The organism is Modestobacter marinus (genome assembly GCF_019799945.1).
GTDB classification, from domain to species: domain Bacteria; phylum Actinomycetota; class Actinomycetes; order Mycobacteriales; family Geodermatophilaceae; genus Modestobacter; species Modestobacter marinus_B.
Genome location: NZ_JABGCH010000020.1, coordinates 1 through 18,726, shown reverse-complemented (window position 1 = coordinate 18,726; position 18,726 = coordinate 1). Strand labels below are relative to the sequence as shown.

The window sequence follows — 18,726 nt, the reverse complement described above, 5'->3', positions numbered from 1 at the left end:
CGCGATGACCTGCGGGGACGTCCTCGCCGACTTTGTTCAGGCGTTCACAAGCGGTTACCGTGAGGCCGCCGGGTGCGGACGCGCCCGTGCCCCTGTTCCCCGATCGTCCCATCGCCCCGGTCCGCCGGGACGGGGACGGACCGCTGTGGAGTTCGCTCGTGACCCAGTCGCGGCCCCGGATCATCCCGGAGGCCACCGTCGCCCGACTGGCCGTGTACCTGCGGGTGCTGGCCGGTCTCGCCGACGGCGGCCGGACGCACGTCTCCTCCGGAGAGCTCGCCTCGGCCGCCGGGGTCAACCCCGCCGGGCTGCGCAAGGACCTCTCCCACCTCGGCCCGTGCGGCGTGCGCGGCGTCGGCTACTCGGTGGCCAGCCTCCGGGAGCGGCTGACCGAGGTGCTGGGTGGCGAGCAGTCCCGCGCGTGCGTGCTCGTGGGCATCGGACGGCTCGGCTCGGCGCTGGCCGACTACTCCGGCTTCGCCAGCCGGGGCTTCGAGTTCGTCGGCCTGCTGGACGCCGACCCCCGCCGGGTCGGCGAGCGGGTGGGCGGGCTCAGCGTGCGCCCGGTCGATGACCTCGAGACCGTCGTCGCCGGCAGCCAGGCCTCCATCGGGGTCATCACGACACCGGCCGACGTGGCCCAGTCGGTCTGCGACCGGCTCGTCGCGGCCGGGGTGAGGAGCATCTTGAACTTCGCGCCGGTGGCGTTGTCGGTGCCCGCGGGCGTCGACGTCCGCAAGGTGGACCTGTCGGTCGAGCTGCAGGTGCTGGCCTTCCTGGACCAGCAGCGGGACGGCGCCGTGCAGCTGCCGACCGTCGCGGGAGGTGCCCGATGAGCCTGCTCGCCGTCGGCCTCAGCCACCAGACCGCCCCGGTCACGCTGCTCGAGCAGGTCAGCATGTCCGGTGACGACACCGTCAAGACGCTGCACGAGCTGGTCGACAGCGACCACGTCAGCGAGGTCATCGTGCTGGCCACCTGCAACCGCATCGAGGTGTTCGCCGAGGTTGACCGCTTCCACGGGGGGATCACCGACGTCAGCCGGGTCCTCGCCCGGCACGCCGGGGCCACCGTCGAGGAGCTGGCCCCCTACGTCACCGTCTACTACGAGGACCAGGCGATCGCACACCTGTGCGCCGTCGCCGCGGGCCTGGACTCCATGGTCGTCGGCGAGACCCAGGTGCTCGGCCAGCTCCGCGCCGCGTACGCGCTCGCCCAGGAGCAGGGCACCGTGGGCCGCGAGCTGCACCCCATCGCGCAGCGCGCCCTGCGGGTGGGCAAGCGGGTGCACAGCGAGACGGGCATCGACCGGGCCGGCGCCTCGCTGGTGTCGGTCGCCCTCGACCGGGCCACCGAGGTGCTCGGCGACCTCACCGGCCGGCCGGTGCTCGTGGTCGGCGCGGGCTCCATGGGCGCCCTGGCCGCCACCACGCTGGCCCGCCGCGGAGCCGCGGTGACCGTCAGCAGCCGGACACCGGACCACGCCGCCCGCCTGGCGGAGGCCGTCGGCGGCCGGCAGGCCGACCTCGAGCGGCTCCCGGCCGAGCTCGCGGTCGCCGACGTGCTGGTCACCTGCACCGGTGCGACGGGCACCGTCATCGGCACCGACGTCGTCGGCACGGCCATGGCGGGCCGCGGCCGCCGCCCGCTGGTCGTCGTCGACCTGGCCCTGCCCCGGGACGTCGAGCCCGCCGTCGCCGGTCTCCCGGGCGTGCACGTCGTCGACCTGGCGATGCTGCAGGGGGAGCGCGCGGCCAACGACGGGCGCCCGGTCGCGGGCTCCGTCGCCGCCGACGACATCGCCGCCGCGCACGCCCTCGTGGAACTGGAGACCTCGCTGCTCCGCGCCGAGCGGCAGGCCGCGGCGGTCGCCCCGACCGTCTCCGCGCTGCGCAGCCAGGCCGCCGAGGTGGTCGACGCGGAGCTGCTGCGGCTGTCCACCCGGCTGCCGGACCTGGACGTCAAGGCCCACAGCGAGATCGCCCGCACCGTCCGCCGGGTCGTGGACAAGCTCCTGCACGAGCCCACCGTGCGCGTGAAGGAGCTGGCCAGCGCCCCGGGGGGCACCGACTACGCCGACGCTCTGCGCGCGCTGTTCGGGCTGGGCCTGTCCGGGGACACCGACGTCGACGCCACCACGCTGTCCCGGGCGGTCACCGTGGACCCGCAGCCGGCCGGTCCCATCCGGCTGTCCGCGCTGGACGTGCGGATGCCGGAGGCCCCGCGCGACCGGGACGCCGGAGGCGCCGCGTGACCGCCCCGCTCCGGCTGGGCACCCGGGCCAGCCAGCTGGCGCTCACCCAGTCCCAGCACGTGGCCGACGCCCTCACCGCCGCCCGCGGCGTGCCGGTGGAGCTCGTGCACGTGAGCACCTACGGCGACCGGTCGCAGGCGGCGATCAGCCAGCTCGGCGGCACCGGCGTCTTCGTGACCGGGCTGCGCGACGCGCTCCTCGACGGCTCCGTCGACCTGGCGGTGCACAGCTACAAGGACCTGCCGACCGTGCCCGCACCCGGCCTCGCGCTGGCCGCGGTGCCGACCCGGCAGGACCCCCGCGACGTGCTCGTCGCCCGCGACGGGCTGACCCTCGGGGAGCTCCCGGCCGGGTCCCGCGTCGGCACCGGCGCGCCGCGGCGGATGGCCCAGCTGCGCGCCCTCGGCCTGGGCCTGGAGGTCGTGCCGATCCGCGGCAACGTCGACACCCGGATGACCCGCGTCACCGGGCGCGACGGCGAGCCGGGCGACCTGGACGCCGTCGTCCTGGCCCGGGCCGGCCTGGCCCGGCTGGGCCGGCTGGCCGCTGTCACCGAGGTCCTCGACCCGATCCAGGTGCTGCCCGCCCCGGCCCAGGGCGCGCTGGCCGTGGAGTGCCGCAGCGACGACACTCGTGTCCGGGAACTGCTCGCCGACCTCGAAGACCCGGCCGCGCGGGCCTGCGTCGCCGCGGAGCGCGCGGTCCTCGCCGCCCTCGAGGCCGGTTGCAGCGCCCCGGTGGCCGCGCACGCCGAACTCGCCGAGGACGAGGACGGCGTCGCCGAGCTGTACCTGCGCGGGTCGGTCACCGCGATCGACGGCAGCGACGCCGTCCGCGGCTCGCTCACCGGACCGGCCACCGCACCCGAGGAACTGGGCCGGCAGCTCGCCGCGGAGCTGCTCGACCGCGGCGCCGCCGCGCTGATGGCCGGTCCCCGGTGACCGCCTCCCCGCGGGCGGCAGTGCCGTCCACCCGGCCCGCCCCAAACCCCCATCGTCCCGCACCACCCGCAGCGACCCCCACCAGGGGGCAGGAACAGGAGCACGCGATGACGCGCTCACGCAAGCAGAACACCGGCCGGAAGGGCACCATCGTCTTCGTCGGCGCCGGGCCCGGCGACCCCGAGCTGCTCACCGCCCGGGCCTCGGCCGCGATCGCCGGCGCCGACGCCGTCCTCGTGGACCCCGACGTGTCCACGGCGGTGCACGAGGCCGTCCGCGAGGCCAACCCGGGCCTCGAGCTGACGCCGGTCACCGGCGAGCCCGCCGAGGTCGCGAAGGCGGCCGTCACCGCCGCCAAGACCGGCAGCGTCGTCGTCCGGCTGGTCGCCGGCGACCCGTTCACCAGTGACGCCGTGGTCAAGGAGGCGCTGGCGGTCACCCGCACCAGCATCCCGTTCGACGTCGTCCCGGGCGTCGCGGTGAGCACCGCCGTCCCGGCGTACGGCGGCGTCGCGCTCGGGAGCACGTCGCTGACCGCCGACCTGCGCCCGGGCACCGAGTCCCCGGCCGACCTGGGCGCGCTCGCCGCCGCGGCCGCCCGCACCGGCGCGACCCTGGTGCTCCAGGCGACCGCGGACCAGCTGCCGACCGTCGCCGCCGGGCTGGCCGAGGGCGGCCTGTCCGGCAGCACGCCGGTCCTGGTGACCACCGAGGGCAGCGGCACGTCGCAGAAGAGCGTCGCGGCCAAGCTCGCCGCCGTCGCCGAGAAGAACGCCGGGCTGGACAGCCTGGCCGGCCCGGTCGTGATCACCGTCGGCTCGGTGGTGGACAAGCGCGCCAAGCTCTCCTGGTGGGAGAGCCGGCCGCTGTTCGGCTGGCGGGTCCTGGTGCCGCGCACCAAGGAGCAGGCCGGTGAGATGAGCGACCGGCTGCGCGCCTACGGCGCCGTGCCGGTCGAGGTGCCCACCATCGCCGTCGAGCCGCCGCGCAGCCCCGCGCAGATGGACCGCGCCGTGAAGGGCCTGGTCACCGGCCGGTACGGCTGGATCGTGTTCACCTCCACCAACGCCGTCCGCGCGGTGCGGGAGAAGTTCGTCGAGCTCGGCCTGGACGCCCGCGCCTTCGCCGGGGTCAAGGTCGCCTGCGTCGGCGAGCAGACCGCCCAGGCGGTGCGCGACTTCGGCATCGCGCCGGAGCTGGTGCCCACCGGTGAGCAGTCCAGCGAGGGCCTGCTGGCGGACTTCCCGCCCTACGACGACGTGTTCGACCCCATCGACCGGGTGCTGCTGCCCCGCGCCGACATCGCCACCGAGACCCTCGCCGCAGGCCTGAAGGAGCGCGGCTGGGAGATCGACGACGTCACCGCCTACCGCACCGTCCGGGCGGCGCCGCCGCCGGCTGCCGTGCGCGAGGCGATCAAGGGCGGCGGCTTCGACGCCGTCTGCTTCACCTCGTCGAGCACGGTGCGCAACCTGGTCGGCATCGCCGGCAAGCCGCACGCGAAGACGGTCGTCGCGGTGATCGGCCCGGCCACCGCGGCCAGCGCCACGGAGTTCGGCCTGCGCGTGGACGTGCAGCCGGAGACGGCCGCCGTCGGCCCGCTGGTCGACGCGCTCGCCGAGTTCGCCCTGGCCCGCCGGGCCGAGGCGGAGGGCGGCGAGGGCAAGTGACGTCCGGCGGGGCGAACCCCGGCTTCGCCCGGGGGCGCCGGCTGCGGTCGACCCCGGCGATGCGCCGCTGGACGGCACAGACCCGGCTCGCCCCGGCCGACCTGGTCCTCCCGGTGTTCGTCAAGGAAGGCCTCGCCGAGCCGCAGCCGATCAGCTCCATGCCCGGCGTCGTCCAGCACACCCAGGAGTCGCTGCGGAAGGCCGCGCACGAGGCGGCCGAGGCCGGCATCAGCGGCCTGATGCTGTTCGGCATCCCGGCGGAGAAGGACCCGGTCGGCTCGCAGGCCGATGCCGCCGACGGTGTGGTCAACGTGGCGCTGCAGCAGCTGCGGGCCGACCTCGGCGACGAGCTGGTGCTGATGGCCGACCTGTGCCTGTGCGAGTACACCGACCACGGGCACTGCGGCGTGGTCACCCCGGCCGGCGTCGTGGACAACGACCCGACCCTGGACCGGTACGCCGCCGTCGCGATCGCCCAGGCCCGGGCCGGGGCGCACGTCATCGCCCCCAGCGGGATGATGGACGGCCAGGTCGCGGCGATCCGCGCCGGGCTGGACAGCGCGGCGTTCACCGAGACGCCCATCCTCGCCTACGCGGCCAAGTACGCCTCGGGCTTCTACGGCCCGTTCCGGGAGGCCGCCGAGGGCGCGCCGCAGTTCGGTGACCGGTCGACCTACCAGATGGACCCGCCGAACGCCGACGAGGCGCTGCGGGAGGTCGCGCAGGACCTCGCCGAGGGTGCCGACGCGGTCATGGTGAAGCCCGCGCTGCCCTACCTGGACATCGTCGCGAAGGTCGCCGACGCCGTGGACGTCCCGGTCAGCGCGTACCAGGTGAGCGGTGAGTACGCGATGGTCGAGGCCGCCGCGGCGCACGGCTGGGTGGACCGGCGGCGGGCCGTCCTGGAGACGCTCACCGCGATCCGCCGGGCCGGCGCCGGGTCGGTGCTCACCTACTGGGCGGTCGAGGCCGCCCGCTGGCTGCGCTGAGGCAGCGCCACCCTGCCCCCCACGCTCGGCCCGGGCGCTGGAGGGTGGCCGCTCCGGTACATCGGGATCAGGTCACACAGACACGCCTGGGAGAGTGGACCCGTGAGTGAGCCCTACCCCTACGAGGCACCCGCGTCGGCGCAGCTGTTCGACCGGGCCGGCCGGGTGACACCGGGCGGGGTCAACTCACCGGTGCGTGCCTTCCGGGCCGTCGGCGGCACCCCGCGGTTCATGGCCCAGGGGTCCGGTGCCTGGCTGACCGACGCCGACGGCCGCCGGTACGTCGACCTCGTGGCCTCCTGGGGCCCGATGATCCTCGGCCACGCCCATCCCGAGGTGGTAACCGCAGTCATCGAGGCGGCCCGGCGCGGGTTCACCTTCGGCACCCCCACCGCCGGTGAGGTCGACCTGGCCGAGGAGATCGCCGGCCGGATCAGGCCGGTCGAGCGGGTGCGGCTGGTCAACTCCGGCACCGAGGCCGTGCTGTCCGCCGTCCGGCTGGCGCGCGGGGTCACCGGCCGCCCACTGGTGGTGAAGTTCGCCGGCTGCTACCACGGCCACGTCGATGCGCTGCTGGCCTCCGCGGGCTCCGGGGTGGCGACCCTCGGGCTGCCGGACACCCCCGGCGTCACCACCGGCGCCGCCGCCGACACGATCGTGCTGCCCTACAACGACGTCGCCGCCGTCGAGGCGGTGTTCGCCGAGCGCGGGGCGCAGATCGCCTGCGTGATCAGCGAGGCGGCGGCCGGGAACATGGGCGTCGTCCCGCCGCTGGACGGCTTCAACGCCGCGCTGCGCCGGATCACCGCCGCGCACGGCGCGCTGCTGGTGCTCGACGAGGTGATGACCGGTTTCCGGGTCTCGCGCTCGGGCTGGTACGGCCTCGACCCGGTCGACGCCGACCTGTTCACCTTCGGCAAGGTGATGGGCGGCGGCCTGCCCGCGGCGGCGTTCGGTGGCCGGGCCGAGGTGATGGACCAGCTGGCCCCGGCCGGGCCGGTCTACCAGGCGGGCACGCTGGCCGGGAACCCGGTCGCGGTGGCCGCCGGGCTGACCACCCTGCGGCTGTGCACCGACGACGTCTACGCCCGCTGCGACGAGGTCGCCGCCACCCTGCGCGGTGCCGCCGGCGCGGCGCTGTACTCGGCCGGGGTGCCGCACCGGGTGCAGCAGGCCGGCAACATGTTCTCGGTCTTCTTCGTCCCCGACGAGCGTCAGGTGCGCGACTACGACGACGCCCGCACCCAGGACGTCGCCGCGCACACGGCCTTCTTCCACTCGATGCTCGCGCAGGGCGTCTACCTGCCGCCGTCGGCGTTCGAGGCGTGGTTCGTCAGCGCCGCCCTGGACGACGACGCGGTCGGGCACGTGCTCGCGGCGCTGCCCCGCGCCGCCCGCGCGGCCGCCGCGGCGCAGGGCGGGCCGGCGCCGTCACCCGAGTCCTACGACGCCCAGGAGCTGTCCCCGTGAGCGGCCGCGGAGCGAACCGGAGGACATCGTGAGCGAGCGGACCGTCGTCCACCTGCTGCGGCACGGCGAGGTGCACAACCCCGACGGCATCCTCTACGGCCGGCTGCCCGGCTTCCGGCTGTCGGTGGTCGGGGAGGCGATGGCGCTGACGGCGGCGGAGTGGTTCGCCGGCAAGGACGTCACGCACCTGGTGTCCAGCCCGCTCGAGCGGGCCCAGCAGACGGCCGGGCCGATCGCGGAGACCCTCGGCCTGCCGATCGGCACCGACGACCGGCTGATCGAGGCCGGCAACTCGTTCCAGGGGAAGACCTTCGGCGTCGGGGACGGCGCGCTGCGCCGGCCGGCCAACTGGTGGCTGCTGCGCAACCCGTTCCGGCCGTCCTGGGGCGAGCCCTACGTCGAGATCGCCGCCCGGATGCTCGGCGCGGTCGAGACCGCCCGGGACGCCGCGCGCGGGCACGAGGCGGTCCTGGTCAGCCACCAGTTGCCGATCTGGACGCTGCGGCTGCACATGGAGGCCCGCCGCTACGTGCACGACCCGCGCCGCCGGCAGTGCGGCCTGGCCAGCGTCACCTCGCTGACCTACGAGGGCGACCGGTTCCTCCGGCTGGACTACGCCGAGCCGGCCGGGGCCACCGACCCCGACGCGGTGCCCGGTGCGTAGGACGCGGGGGCTGCTCGCCGCCGTTCTGGCGCTGGCCGCGCTCACCGGCTGCAGCACCGGGTCGGACGCCGTCGACGTGAACAACGGCGGGGAGTTCCGCTTCGTCGCCGGCACGCCGGCCGGCCAGGTGATCGCCGACGCCGAGCGGCAGAGCGCCCCGGAGTTCTCCGGGACCCTGCTCACCGGCGAGGAGTTCACCTCCAGCTCGCTGGCCGGTGACATCGCGGTGCTCAACTTCTGGGGCTCCTGGTGCCCGCCCTGCCGGGTGGAGACGCCGCAGTTCCAGGAGGTGTACGCCGAGGTCGCCGACGACGGCGTGCAGTTCCTCGGCCTCAACGTCAAGGACACCGAGCAGCTGGCGAAGGCGTTCCTGGAGAGCAAGGCGATCACCTTCCCCTCGCTCTACGACCCCAAGGGCGAGGTGGCGCTGGCGTTCCGGGACTACCCGGCGACCGCGATCCCGTCCACGATCGTGCTGGACCGGGAGAACCGGGTCGCCGCGGTGTACACCGGTGAGGTGCGCCAGGACGACCTGCGCGCCGTGCTGCAGCAGCTGATCGGGGAGGCCTGAGGTGGACGACGGCATCACCGGCCTCGTCACCGACGGCCCGCTGCTGGTCGCGGCCGCCGTCGCCGCGCTCGCCGGGCTGATCAGCTTCGCCTCGCCCTGTGTCCTCCCACTGGTCCCCGGCTACCTCTCCTACGTCACCGGCCTGGTCGGCGCCGGTGCCCCGACCGCCGCTGCGGCGCCCGCCGCCCCGGCCGGCGGGGTGGCGACGGCGGTGCGCCCGGCGACCGACGAGCGTTCCACCCGCGGCCGGATGGTCCTGGGTGCGGTGCTGTTCGTGCTCGGCTTCACCGTCGTCTTCGTCGCGCTGAGCTCCGCCGTCGGTGGGCTGGGGCGGCTGCTCTTGGAGCACAACGACGTCATCACGCGGGTCATGGGCGTGGTCACCGTCGTCGTCGGGCTGGGCTTCCTCGGCTGGCTGCCGCTGCTGCAGCGCACCAAGCGGCTGGCGGTCCGCCCCGCGGTGGGCCTGGCCGGCGCCCCGCTGCTCGGCGTGGTGTTCGGGCTCGGCTGGACGCCGTGTCTCGGGCCGACGCTCTCGGCGGTGCAGAGCCTGGCGTTCGTCGAGGCCACCGCGGGCCGCGGGGCGGTCCTCGGGCTCGCCTACTGCCTGGGCCTGGGCGTGCCGTTCGTGCTCGTCGCGCTGGGGGCGCGCTGGGCGGTGGGGGCGACGACGTTCCTGCGCCGGCACGCCCGCGCGGTCACCCGGTTCGGTGGCGCCGTCCTGGTGCTGGTCGGCCTGCTGCTGGTCACCGGCGCGTGGACCGAGGCGATGCAGTGGCTGCGCGGCTGGATCGCCGCGGCCGGCCTGGGGGAGTCCGTGCTGTGACGACGACGGCCCCGGAGCGGGCGGCTCCGCCCACCCCGCCGTCCCGGCCGTCGGCCGGCCGCCGGCTGCTCACCCGGCTGCTGCGCTGGTGGCGCCAGCTCACCGCGATGCGCACCGCGCTGGTGCTGCTGTTCCTGCTCGCGGTGGCCTCCATCCCTGGGTCGCTGCTGCCGCAGCGGTCGCTGTCGCAGAACAGCGTCAACCGGTACTTCGCCGACCACCCGACGCTCGCGCCGTGGCTGGACCGGCTGTTCCTCTTCGACGTCTTCAGCTCGCCGTGGTTCGCCGCGATCTACCTGCTGCTGTTCATCTCGCTGATCGGCTGCGTGCTGCCCCGCGCGCTGGAGCACGCCCGGGCGCTGTTCCAGCCACCGCCGGCCGCGCCCCGCCACCTGCACCGGCTGCCGGACAACGCGGCGCTCACCACCCCGTTGCCCGGGCCGGTGGCGCTGGACGTGGTCGAGGAGGAGCTGCGGGTCCGCCGCTACCGGGTGGCCCGCCGGGACGGGCGGCACGGCCCGGAGGTCGCCGCCGAGAAGGGGTACCTGCGCGAGACCGGCAACGTGCTGTTCCACCTGTCGCTGCTGGCGCTGCTCGTGGGGCTGGCCGGCGGGAAGCTGTGGGGGTACGAGGGCAGCATCCTGGTCACCGAGGGCCAGGGGTTCTGCAACTCCTTCCAGCAGTACGACACCTACCGCTCCGGTCCGCTGGTCGACAGCGGGGACCTCTCCGACCTGTGCGTCGACCTCACCGACTTCGAGGCCGAGTACGAGGAGGACCTGACCGCGTCCTCCTACACCGCCGACATCACCTACGGCCCGGCCGGGGACAGCGGCGCGTCCCGGGAGACCATCGGGGTCAACGACCCGCTGCGGGTGGACGGCGACCGGGTGTACGTCACCGGCCACGGGTTCAGCCCCACCTTCGACGTGACCCTGCCGGACGGGACGGCGTTCACCGGCCTGTCCGCACCGTTCCTGCCCGCCGACACCGCCACGATGGCCAGCCAGGGGGTGCTCAAGCTCCCCGACCTGGGCGCGGGCCGGACCGACCAGCTGGGCATCGAGGGCTTCTTCGCGCCTACCGGCGTGGTGCAGGGCGGGATCCTCACCTCGGTCGACCCGCGACCGCTGGACCCCCAGGTCGCGATCGTCGTCTACTCCGGCTACCTGGGCCTGGACTCCGGGCTGCCGCAGTCGGTGTACTCCCTCGACCAGACCCAGATCGATCGGGACCTGCTGACCCGGGTGGGCGCGGCCAACCTGCGGGCGGGGGAGTCCACCACGCTGCCCGACGGCACCGTGGTCACCTTCACCGGCTACGCCGAGTACGCGGCGCTGCAGCTGTCCCACGACCCTGGCCAGGTCTACGTGCTGGGCGCGTCCATCGCCGTGCTGGTGGGCCTGCTCGGGATGCTGCTGGTCCGCCGGGAGCGCGTGTTCGTCCGGGTCGGGCCGGCCCCCGAGGGCGGGGGTACGGTGCTGTCGATCGGCTCGCTGACCCGGGGGAGCGCCGAGACCGGCCCGCGGTTCACCGCGCTGTCCGACGAGGTCGGGGCCGCCCTCGCCACCCGGGCGGCAGCGGGCCCGCCGTCCCGATCCACTGAGGAGACCCCGCCGTCGTGACCGAAGAGCAGCTCGCCGCGCTGTCCGACACCCTGTTCTCGGTCGCGGTGGCCCTGTACTCCCTGGCGGTGGTGGCCTTCTGCGCCGAGCTGGCCTTCGGCCGGCCGACGCGGACGCCGGCCCGGCAGCTCGTCGGCGCCGGCGGCGCGCCGGTTGACGAGCCCGCCGCCGGGGGGACGGTGGGAGAGCCCCCGCGGGCCCGTCGTCTGGGGCTGCTCGCGATGGCGCTCACGGTGCTCGGGGCGCTGGCGCACGCCGGCGTCCTGGTGGCCCGCGGGCTGGCCACCCACCGGCTGCCCTGGGGCAACATGTACGAGTTCGCCACCGCGGTGGTGCTCGTCGCCGTCGTCGCCTACGCGGTCCTCGCGGTGCGCGCCCCGGTGCTGCGCCACATCGGCGTGTTCGTGCTGGCCCCGGTGGTCGTGTCCATGGTGCTGATCGGGCTGTTCCTCTACACCGAGGCCGGCCCGCTGGTGGCCGCCCTGCGGTCGAGCTGGCTGGCCGTGCACGTGTCGACGGCGACCCTCGGTTTCGGCGTCTTCTTCGTCAGCGGCATCGCCAGCGTGCTGTACCTGGTGCGCAGCCGCCGGGACGCCCGGGTCGCCGCCGGCGCCACGGCCCCCTCGCTGCTGGACCGGTTGCCGTCGGCGGCGGCGCTGGACCGCACCGCGCACCGGACGGCCGTCTTCGGCTTCCCGATCTGGACCTTCGCGGTCATCGCCGGCGCGATCTGGGCGGAGAGCGCGTGGGGCCGGTTCTGGGGCTGGGACCCGAAGGAGACCTGGGCGTTCATCGCCTGGGTCGTGTACGCGGCCTACCTCCACGCCCGCACGACATCGGGCTGGCGCGGCCGCCCCTCGGCCTGGGTGAACGTGGTGGGGCTCGCGGTGATGGTCTTCAACCTGCTGTACGTCAACCTGGTCTCCACCGGCCTGCACAGCTACGCCGGGGTCAGCTGATCCCCGATCCTGTCGGTGGGCCGTGCCATCCTGACCGCATGACCGGACGTGGTGACCACCGTGGGTAGGCACACGGCCGACGACGGGGCCGGTGTGCACCCGATCGTCGCGGCAGCGCTGCAGCAACGCGTTCCCCAGCCGGAGGACGGCGGGCCCCGGCACGTCTCCGGCCAGGGCGGACTCGGCTGGCCCGGCGACCCGGCGGAGGGCACCGGCCTCGGCTGGCCGGCCGGCACCGAGGCCGAGGGGCAGGGCGCCGTCCCCGCCGCATCGCAGCCGGTCGAGCAGTCCCCGGCCCGCCACCGGTCGGTGTGGCAGCGGCTGTTCGCCGCATGACAAAGGACCGAGGACGCGACTCCTAGTGCCGCGCCCGGCAACGTTCGCCCTGAGGCGGCTCCAGAGTCAGCGGCGCGCGTCGTCGACCTGTCCCACCGAGTGAGGGGTTTCGGTAGTGCCCGCTAACCGTCGCCGTCACCGCCGTCCCCCAAGTCACCGAAGCCAGGGCTCCAGTCGGGCGGGGGTTCCGCTGGCTCGGCTGGGTGGAGAGCGATCGTCTCTTCGAGCGCTACAGGCTCCGGCAAGTGCTGATAGCCAGGGCTGCCGCTGTCAGGCCAGCGTGTACGAGCATCGTCCGGTGTTGTCATGACCGTCACCTCTCGCAACCCCGAGCCTGGCGTCGACAGTCCGCGCCGCATCGACAGGGCGAACTGTGGCGGACGGGTACTAGCTCATGCTGCCGTCGTCGCGGCGGGTGCGCCGCTCCAGCTCACGCAGGAAGTCCGGGTCGTCGTCGGGCGCGAGCGGGCGCCCCTGCGGCGGTCGGGGACGCCGGGGTGCCCGGGGCCGGCTGCCGCCGCCGAAGCCCCCACCGCCGCCGCCACCCTGCGCAGCCGCCGCGCGCATCACGAGCACGACCGCGATCACCGCGATCACCAGCATCACCACGAAGACCATCCGGCCACCCCCTCGTCCGCAATCAATGTACGTCCGGAGGGATAATCGGGGGCGGGTGATACGGCTCCTCGGGGGCCGGTCCACAGACAGCCGCAGACGAGCGCCGCCGTCCCCGCGACGGACCGGCCCGCGGCGCCAGGGCGCGCCGCCGTCGGCACGAGCAGCCGGAGGGCGTCATCGACGCGGTGGACCAGCAGTTGATCGACCTGTTGCGCAGGAACGGGCGCGCCAGCTGGGCCGAGCTCGCCCGACAGGTGGGGCTCTCGGCCCCCTCGGTGCACGAGCGGGTGGGCAAGCTGGAGGCCGCCGGCGTCATCACCGGGTACCGGGCCGTGGTCGACCCCGCCTCCGTGGGCCTGGGGGTGACCGCCCTGGTGGGCGTGATCGAGAGCGACCAGGTCGACGACACCGGGCTGGAGCAGGCGATGGCGAAGCTGCCCTCGGTTGAGGACTGCTGGCGGGTGGCCGGCAGTGAGGGGTACGTGCTCAAGGTCCGTGTGGCCGACATCCCGGCACTGGAGGACACCATCAGCGCGTTGAACAGGCTCCGGGGCGTCGCCCGCACCCGGACGACCGTTGTGCTCTCGACGAAGTGGGAAGGCCGACATGGCTGAGCCGACCGCGACCACCACCGGCAGCACCGCGCCCCCCGCGGTGCTGCCCACGCTGCTGCTCTACACCCTGGCCCGGCTGGCGATCGTCGCCGTCCTCGTCGCGGTGATCTGGGTGGCCGGGCTGCCCGGCACGCCGGCGTTCCTCTTCGGGCTGGTGCTGGCGATGCCGGTGTCCTACCTGGTGCTGCGCCCGCTCCGGGCGCGGCTGACGGCGGCGCTGGTGGCCCGCGCGGAGCGCAAGGAGCGGATCCGCGCCGAGCTCGCCGGCTCCGACACCGACGACGGCCGCGCCTGAGCGCGGTCCCGGGCATGTTGGCCGACATGGCCGGGCTCAGCTGAGCGCCAGGCCGACCGCGAGCAGGACGCCGGTGGCCAGGGTGAGCCGGCCGGTGCCCTGGAGCGCGCCGATCAGCACCGGACCGCGGCCCCCGGACAGCACGGTCCGCACCGGCGGCACCGCCAGCGGGACGGCGAGCAGCCCCAGCAGCGCCCACGGCCGGACGACCCCGATCAGCCCCACGCCGAGGAACACGACGGCCAGCAGCGCGGTGTAGAACACCCGGGTGCGGGCCTCGCCGAGGAGCACGGCCAGGGTGCGCTTGCCGACGGCGGCGTCCCCGTGCACGTCGCGCAGGTTGTTGACCACCAGCAGCGACACCGAGCACAGCCCGATCGGCACGGCGGCGGCGAACGCCAGCCCGTCCAGCGAGCGGGTCTGGGCGAACGTCGTCCCCACCACGGCGACCAGGCCGAAGAACACGAAGACGAACACCTCGCCCAGCGCCCGGTAGCCGTAGGGGATCGGCCCGCCGGTGTAGGTCCAGGCCGCGAGGATCGACACGGCGCCGACGGCGACCAGCCACCAGCTGGACAGCGCGGCGAGCGCCAGCCCGGCCACCGCGGCGACCGCGAAGGCGAGGACGGCGGCGACCAGCACCTGCCGCGGGGCCGCCGCGCCCGAGCCGACCAGTCGCATCGGCCCCACCCGGTCGGCGTCGGTGCCGCGCCGGCCGTCGGAGTAGTCGTTGGCGTAGTTCACCGCCACCTGCAGGGCCAGCGCGACCAGCAGCGCCAGCAGGGCGGGCACCAGCCGGAACCCGTCGAGCGCGGCGGCCGCGCCGGTGCCGACGAACACCGGCGCGAGGGCGGCCGGCAGGGTGCGGGGGCGGGCGCCCTCCAGCCACTGGGCGGGGGTGGCCACTAGCGGTCTCCTCGGGTCAAGTCGCGCAGCACGGCCCGGCGGTCGGGCTTGCCGGTGTGCAGGGTGGGGACGGCGTCGACCCGGTGCAGCTCCCGCGGCGCGGCCGGCGCGCCCAGCCGCCCGGCCACCCACGGCCGGAGCTCGGCGAGCTGCGGGTCGGCGCCGGGCGCGGGGACGACGACGGCGACGACCCGCTGCCCCCACTCCGGGTCGGGGAGGCCCGCGACCACGGCATCGGCGACCGCGGGGTGCGCGCGCAGCGCCGCCTCGACCGCCTGCGGGGACACGTTCACCCCGCCGCTGACCACCACGTCGTCCAACCGCCCGTGCACCGTCAGCGTGCCGTCGGGGGCGAGGCCGCCGGCGTCCCGGGTGCGGAACCAGCCGTCCACGAACGCTCCCGCGGTCGCCGCGGGGTCCAGCCGGTAACCGTGCGCGAGCACCGGACCGGACAGCTCGACGCCCTCGTCCACCCGCACGGTCACGCCGTCCAGGGGCCGGCCGTCGTAGACGCAGCCGCCGGCGGTCTCGCTCATCCCGTACGTCGTCCGCACGCGGACGCCGGCGGCCCGGGCGGCGTCCAGCAGCGGGGCATCGGTGGCCGCGCCGCCGACGAGCACCGCGTCGAAGGAGGCCAGCGCCTCCGGGTCGGTGGCCAGGAGGCGCCGCAGCTGGGTGGGCACCATCGAGGTGTACCGGCGGTCGCCGGCCGGCAGCCGCCCGACCGCCGCGGCCAGCGGCTCGCCGCGCTCGAGCACGGTCGGCTCACGGTCGGCGAGCGCGCTGCGGACCAGCACCTGCAGGCCGCCGACGGCGGAGGGCGGCAGCATCAGCAGCCAGCTGCCCGGCCCGCCCAGCCGGTGCTCGGTGGCCGTGGCCGAGGCCCGCAGCGCGCCGGCGGACAGCAGCACGCCCTTCGCGCCGCCCGTGGAGCCGGAGGTGACCACGACCAGGTCGGTGCCGGGCTCCAGCGGCTCGTCGGGGCGCAGCACGGCGCGGGCCGCGGCGGCCGGGCCGGGAGCGGCGGGGACGACGGCCAGCGGGGCGTCGCCGGCCAGGCTGCGGCGCAGGGCCGGCCACACACCGACCAGCGCCGCTCCGGCGGCCTCGGGGGGCGGCGCCGGCACGAGGTTCAGCTGCCGGGCCACGAGGAGTCAGGTTACTGCGCACCTGGGGGCCGCCGGACGCAGCGATCTAGGCTGGGCGCCGTGATCGCCCCGGCAGCAGGCGGCGCCGGGACGGCGCTGGAGACGCACGTCTACCGCGTGCCCCTCCGCACCCGGTTCCGGGGCATCGACGTGCGCGACGGCATGCTGGTGCGCGGACCGGCCGGCTGGGGCGAGTTCTCCCCGTTCTGGGACTACGGCGTCGCCGAGAGCCGCCGCTGGTGGGCCGCGGCCGCCGAGGCCGCCGAGGTGGGCTGGCCGGACCCGGTGCGGGTGAGCGTGCCGGTCAACGTCACCGTCCCCGCCGTCGGGCCGGAGCGGGCGCACGAGATCGTCCGGGCGTCGGGCTGCCGCACCGCGAAGGTGAAGGTCGCCGAGCCCGGGCAGTGCGCCGCCGAGGACCTCGCCCGGGTCGAGGCGGTGCGCGACGCGCTCGGGCCGGACGGCGCGATCCGGGTGGACGCCAACGCCGCCTGGGACGTCGACACCGCGGCCGCCCGGCTGCGGGAACTGGACCGGGTGGGCCTGGAGTACGCCGAGCAGCCGTGCGCCACCGTCGCCGAGCTGGCCGCGCTGCGCCGCCGGGTGGACGTGCGGGTCGCCGCGGACGAGGTGCTGCGCCGCGCGCCGGACCCGCGGCGGGTGGACCTGCGGGACGCCGCGGACGTCGTCGTCCTCAAGGTGCAGCCGCTGGGCGGGGTGCGCGCCGCGCTCGAGGTGGCCGGGGCGCACGGCCTGCCCTGCGTGGTGTCCTCCGCGCTGGAGAGCTCGGTGGGGATCGCCGCCGGGGTGGCGCTGGCCGCGGCGCTGCCCGAGCTGCCCTTCGCCTGCGGGCTGGCCACGGTCGCGCTGTTCACCGCCGACGTCTGCAGCGAGCCGCTGCTGCCGGTCGACGGTGCCCTGTCCGCCAGCCGGCCGGTGCCCGACCGGCTGGCGGACACGGCCGCCGACCCGGCGACCGCGGAGCGCTGGCGGGCGCGCCTGGCCGCGGTGCGGGCCGCGTGAACCCCGCCACCGCGTTCGGCCGGGTGCTGGTCGACGAGCTGGTCCGCGGCGGCGTCACCGACGCCGTCCTCGCCCCCGGGTCCCGGTCGGCGCCGGTCGCCGTCGCGCTGGCCGATGCGGAGGTGACCGGCCGGCTGCGGCTGCACGTGCGGATCGACGAGCGCACCGCGGCCTTCCTCGCGCTCGGCCTGGCCCGGGCCTCGGGCCGGCCGGTGCCGGTGCTCACCACCTCCGGGACGGCGACCGCCCACCTGCACGCGGCCGTGCTGGAGGCCGACGCCAGCGCGGTCCCGCTGCTGGCGCTGACCGCCGACCGCCCGCCGGAGCTGCGGTCCACCGGCGCCAACCAGACCATCGAGCAGCCCGGCTTGTACGGGCGGGCGGTGCGCTGGGCGGCCGACGTCGGCGTGCCGGAGGAGGGCCGGGAGGCGGCGCAGAACCGCTACTGGCGCTCCGTGGTGGCCAAGGCGCTGCTCGTCGCGCGGGGCGACCTCTCCGGGGACCCAGGCCCGGTGCACCTCAACCTGGCGCTGCGCGAGCCGCTGATGCCCGACGACCCGCAGTGCCCGGCGCCGCTCGACGGCCCGTTCGCCGGCCGCCCCGACGGAGCGCCGTGGACCGCGCCGGCCGGTGGCCCGCCGTCCCGCGCGCCCCGGGCGGGCGTGGACCCGATCGGCAGCGCCCGCACGCTGGTGGTCGCCGGGGACGCCCCGCCGGCGGTCGGCCGGGTGGCCGCGATCGTCGCCGACCAGCGGGGCTGGCCGGTGCTCGCCGAGCCCGGCAGCGGCGCGTGGGGCGCGGCCGGCGCGGTGCGCGGCCCGGCGCTGCTGCTCGGCGCGGCGGACTGGCTGGCGGAGCACCGCCCCGACCGGGTGCTCGTCGTCGGCCGGCCGACGCTGTCCCGTCCGGTGTCCGCCCTGCTCGCCGACCCCGCGGTGGTCGTGGAGACCTACGCCCCCACCCCGCGCTGGGCCGACCCGGGGCGGGGCAGCGTGCTGGTCGGCAGCGCGCACCTGGACCCCGCGCCGGCGCTGCGCGGCGCCCCGGCGCGGTCGGCCGCCGCCGACGGGTGGGCCGCCACCTGGGCCGACGCCGCCGGCCGGGTGGGCGCGGCGGTCGACGCGGTGCTCGACGACCCCGCCGTGCGGCGGCCCACCGCCGCCCGGCTGGCCCGCGACCTGGTGGCCGCGCTGCCGGCCGGCGCGCTGCTGGTGCTGGGTTCCTCGACGCCGGCGCGCGACGTGGACCGGCTCGCCGCGCCGCGGCCGGGGGTGACCGTGCTGGCCAACCGCGGTGTCGCGGGGATCGACGGCACGATCTCCACCGCGGTCGGGGCCGCGCTGGCGCACCAGGGCGCCGGTGGGGGGCCGGCCTTCGCGCTGATGGGTGACCTGACGTTCCTGCACGACCTGACCGGCCTGCTCCTGGGCGAGGGCGAGCCCCGGCCGGACCTGACCGTCGTCGTCCCCGACAACGACGGCGGCGGCATCTTCGCCCAGCTGGAGCCCGGGCAGCCGCGGTACGCCGGAACCTACCGCCGGGTCTTCGGCACGCCGCACGGCCGCGACCTGGTCACCGTGGCCCGGGCGCTGGGCTGGGCGGCGACCGCGGTCAGCGACCCCGGGCAGCTCGCCGAGGCCCTGACGGCCGGCGGACCGCGGGTGGTCGTCGTCCGCACCGACGCCGCCGCCGAGGCGGAGCTGGCCGGGCGGCTGCGCGCGGTGGCCGCGGCCGCGCTGCGCTAGATGTATTGACCCGCAGCGTTGTTGACGCGGTCGATGGGTGAGCGTCCGCCGATGCCCAGGTGGGGCCGGTTC

At 76.2% G+C, this 18,726-nt stretch carries 19 protein-coding genes; 16 read left to right on the top strand and 3 right to left on the bottom strand.

Annotated features, from left to right (window positions below; all coding sequences use genetic code 11):
- The first annotated feature begins 86 nt into the window (after window positions 1-86).
- From HK417_RS16245 to HK417_RS16190, 12 genes are all read left to right on the top strand, one after another.
- On the top strand, window positions 87-836 hold the full coding sequence (locus HK417_RS16245) for a redox-sensing transcriptional repressor Rex (RefSeq protein ID WP_308123637.1): 750 nt from the start codon (window positions 87-89) through the stop codon (window positions 834-836).
- A complete protein-coding gene (locus HK417_RS16240; RefSeq protein ID WP_222268329.1) occupies window positions 833-2,254 on the top strand; it encodes a glutamyl-tRNA reductase in 1,422 nt (473 codons plus the stop codon). Before HK417_RS16245 ends, HK417_RS16240 begins: the two co-directional genes overlap by 4 nt.
- Complete coding sequence (hemC, locus tag HK417_RS16235) at window positions 2,251-3,195, top strand: hydroxymethylbilane synthase (RefSeq protein ID WP_222268327.1); 945 nt, start codon at window positions 2,251-2,253, stop codon at window positions 3,193-3,195. The genes HK417_RS16240 and hemC overlap by 4 nt, the downstream gene beginning before the upstream one ends.
- Window positions 3,196-3,302: 107 nt before the next feature.
- Window positions 3,303-4,865, top strand: a complete 1,563-nt coding sequence (locus HK417_RS16230) for a uroporphyrinogen-III synthase (protein ID WP_222268325.1) — start codon at window positions 3,303-3,305, stop codon at window positions 4,863-4,865.
- Complete coding sequence (gene hemB / locus HK417_RS16225; protein WP_222268324.1) at window positions 4,862-5,854, top strand: porphobilinogen synthase; 993 nt, start codon at window positions 4,862-4,864, stop codon at window positions 5,852-5,854. Before HK417_RS16230 ends, hemB begins: the two co-directional genes overlap by 4 nt.
- 102 nt (window positions 5,855-5,956) lie before the next feature.
- Window positions 5,957-7,324, top strand: a complete 1,368-nt coding sequence (gene hemL / locus HK417_RS16220) for a glutamate-1-semialdehyde 2,1-aminomutase (protein ID WP_222268322.1) — start codon at window positions 5,957-5,959, stop codon at window positions 7,322-7,324.
- A 28-nt stretch (window positions 7,325-7,352) separates the two neighbouring features.
- Complete coding sequence (locus tag HK417_RS16215; RefSeq protein WP_222268320.1) at window positions 7,353-7,988, top strand: histidine phosphatase family protein; 636 nt, start codon at window positions 7,353-7,355, stop codon at window positions 7,986-7,988.
- A complete protein-coding gene (locus HK417_RS16210) occupies window positions 7,981-8,559 on the top strand; it encodes a TlpA family protein disulfide reductase (RefSeq protein WP_222268318.1) in 579 nt (192 codons plus the stop codon). The genes HK417_RS16215 and HK417_RS16210 overlap by 8 nt, the downstream gene beginning before the upstream one ends.
- Before the next feature lies 1 nt (window position 8,560).
- A complete protein-coding gene (locus tag HK417_RS16205; protein ID WP_222268316.1) occupies window positions 8,561-9,385 on the top strand; it encodes a cytochrome c biogenesis CcdA family protein in 825 nt (274 codons plus the stop codon).
- Window positions 9,382-11,010: a cytochrome c biogenesis protein ResB gene (resB, locus tag HK417_RS16200; RefSeq protein WP_222268314.1), complete on the top strand. Its 1,629-nt coding sequence runs from the start codon at window positions 9,382-9,384 to the stop codon at window positions 11,008-11,010. The genes HK417_RS16205 and resB overlap by 4 nt, the downstream gene beginning before the upstream one ends.
- On the top strand, window positions 11,007-11,969 hold the full coding sequence (ccsB, locus tag HK417_RS16195) for a c-type cytochrome biogenesis protein CcsB (RefSeq protein ID WP_222268312.1): 963 nt from the start codon (window positions 11,007-11,009) through the stop codon (window positions 11,967-11,969). Before resB ends, ccsB begins: the two co-directional genes overlap by 4 nt.
- A gap of 60 nt (window positions 11,970-12,029) precedes the next feature.
- Complete coding sequence (locus tag HK417_RS16190) at window positions 12,030-12,305, top strand: hypothetical protein (RefSeq protein WP_222268310.1); 276 nt, start codon at window positions 12,030-12,032, stop codon at window positions 12,303-12,305.
- A 387-nt stretch (window positions 12,306-12,692) separates the two neighbouring features.
- Here HK417_RS16190 and HK417_RS16185 read toward each other — a convergent pair whose 3' ends face one another.
- Window positions 12,693-12,923, bottom strand: coding sequence for a hypothetical protein (locus tag HK417_RS16185; RefSeq protein ID WP_222268308.1), 231 nt, complete (start codon window positions 12,921-12,923; stop codon window positions 12,693-12,695).
- A 185-nt stretch (window positions 12,924-13,108) separates the two neighbouring features.
- On the opposite strand from HK417_RS16185, the gene HK417_RS26535 reads away from it, so the two are divergent.
- Both HK417_RS26535 and HK417_RS16175 read left to right on the top strand, forming a co-directional pair.
- Window positions 13,109-13,537 carry an Lrp/AsnC family transcriptional regulator gene (locus HK417_RS26535; protein ID WP_222268306.1) on the top strand — a complete coding sequence of 143 codons (429 nt, stop codon included), beginning with the start codon at window positions 13,109-13,111 and terminating at the stop codon, window positions 13,535-13,537.
- Entirely contained in the window at window positions 13,530-13,832 is a 303-nt protein-coding gene (locus HK417_RS16175) for a DUF4229 domain-containing protein (protein WP_222268303.1), read from the top strand. Before HK417_RS26535 ends, HK417_RS16175 begins: the two co-directional genes overlap by 8 nt.
- A 36-nt stretch (window positions 13,833-13,868) precedes the next feature.
- Here HK417_RS16175 and HK417_RS16170 read toward each other — a convergent pair whose 3' ends face one another.
- Window positions 13,869-14,738 (bottom strand): 1,4-dihydroxy-2-naphthoate polyprenyltransferase, encoded by an 870-nt coding sequence (locus HK417_RS16170; protein WP_222268301.1) that lies wholly within the window; start codon window positions 14,736-14,738, stop codon window positions 13,869-13,871.
- Complete coding sequence (gene menE, locus HK417_RS16165) at window positions 14,738-15,886, bottom strand: o-succinylbenzoate--CoA ligase (RefSeq protein ID WP_308123636.1); 1,149 nt, start codon at window positions 15,884-15,886, stop codon at window positions 14,738-14,740. Before menE ends, HK417_RS16170 begins: the two co-directional genes overlap by 1 nt.
- A 60-nt stretch (window positions 15,887-15,946) precedes the next feature.
- On the opposite strand from menE, the gene HK417_RS16160 reads away from it, so the two are divergent.
- Together HK417_RS16160 and menD are read left to right on the top strand one after the other, a co-directional pair.
- Window positions 15,947-16,909: an o-succinylbenzoate synthase gene (locus HK417_RS16160; RefSeq protein WP_222268299.1), complete on the top strand. Its 963-nt coding sequence runs from the start codon at window positions 15,947-15,949 to the stop codon at window positions 16,907-16,909.
- Window positions 16,906-18,654, top strand: a complete 1,749-nt coding sequence (menD, locus tag HK417_RS16155; RefSeq protein ID WP_222268297.1) for a 2-succinyl-5-enolpyruvyl-6-hydroxy-3-cyclohexene-1-carboxylic-acid synthase — start codon at window positions 16,906-16,908, stop codon at window positions 18,652-18,654. Before HK417_RS16160 ends, menD begins: the two co-directional genes overlap by 4 nt.
- The last annotated feature ends 72 nt before the right edge of the window (window positions 18,655-18,726 follow it).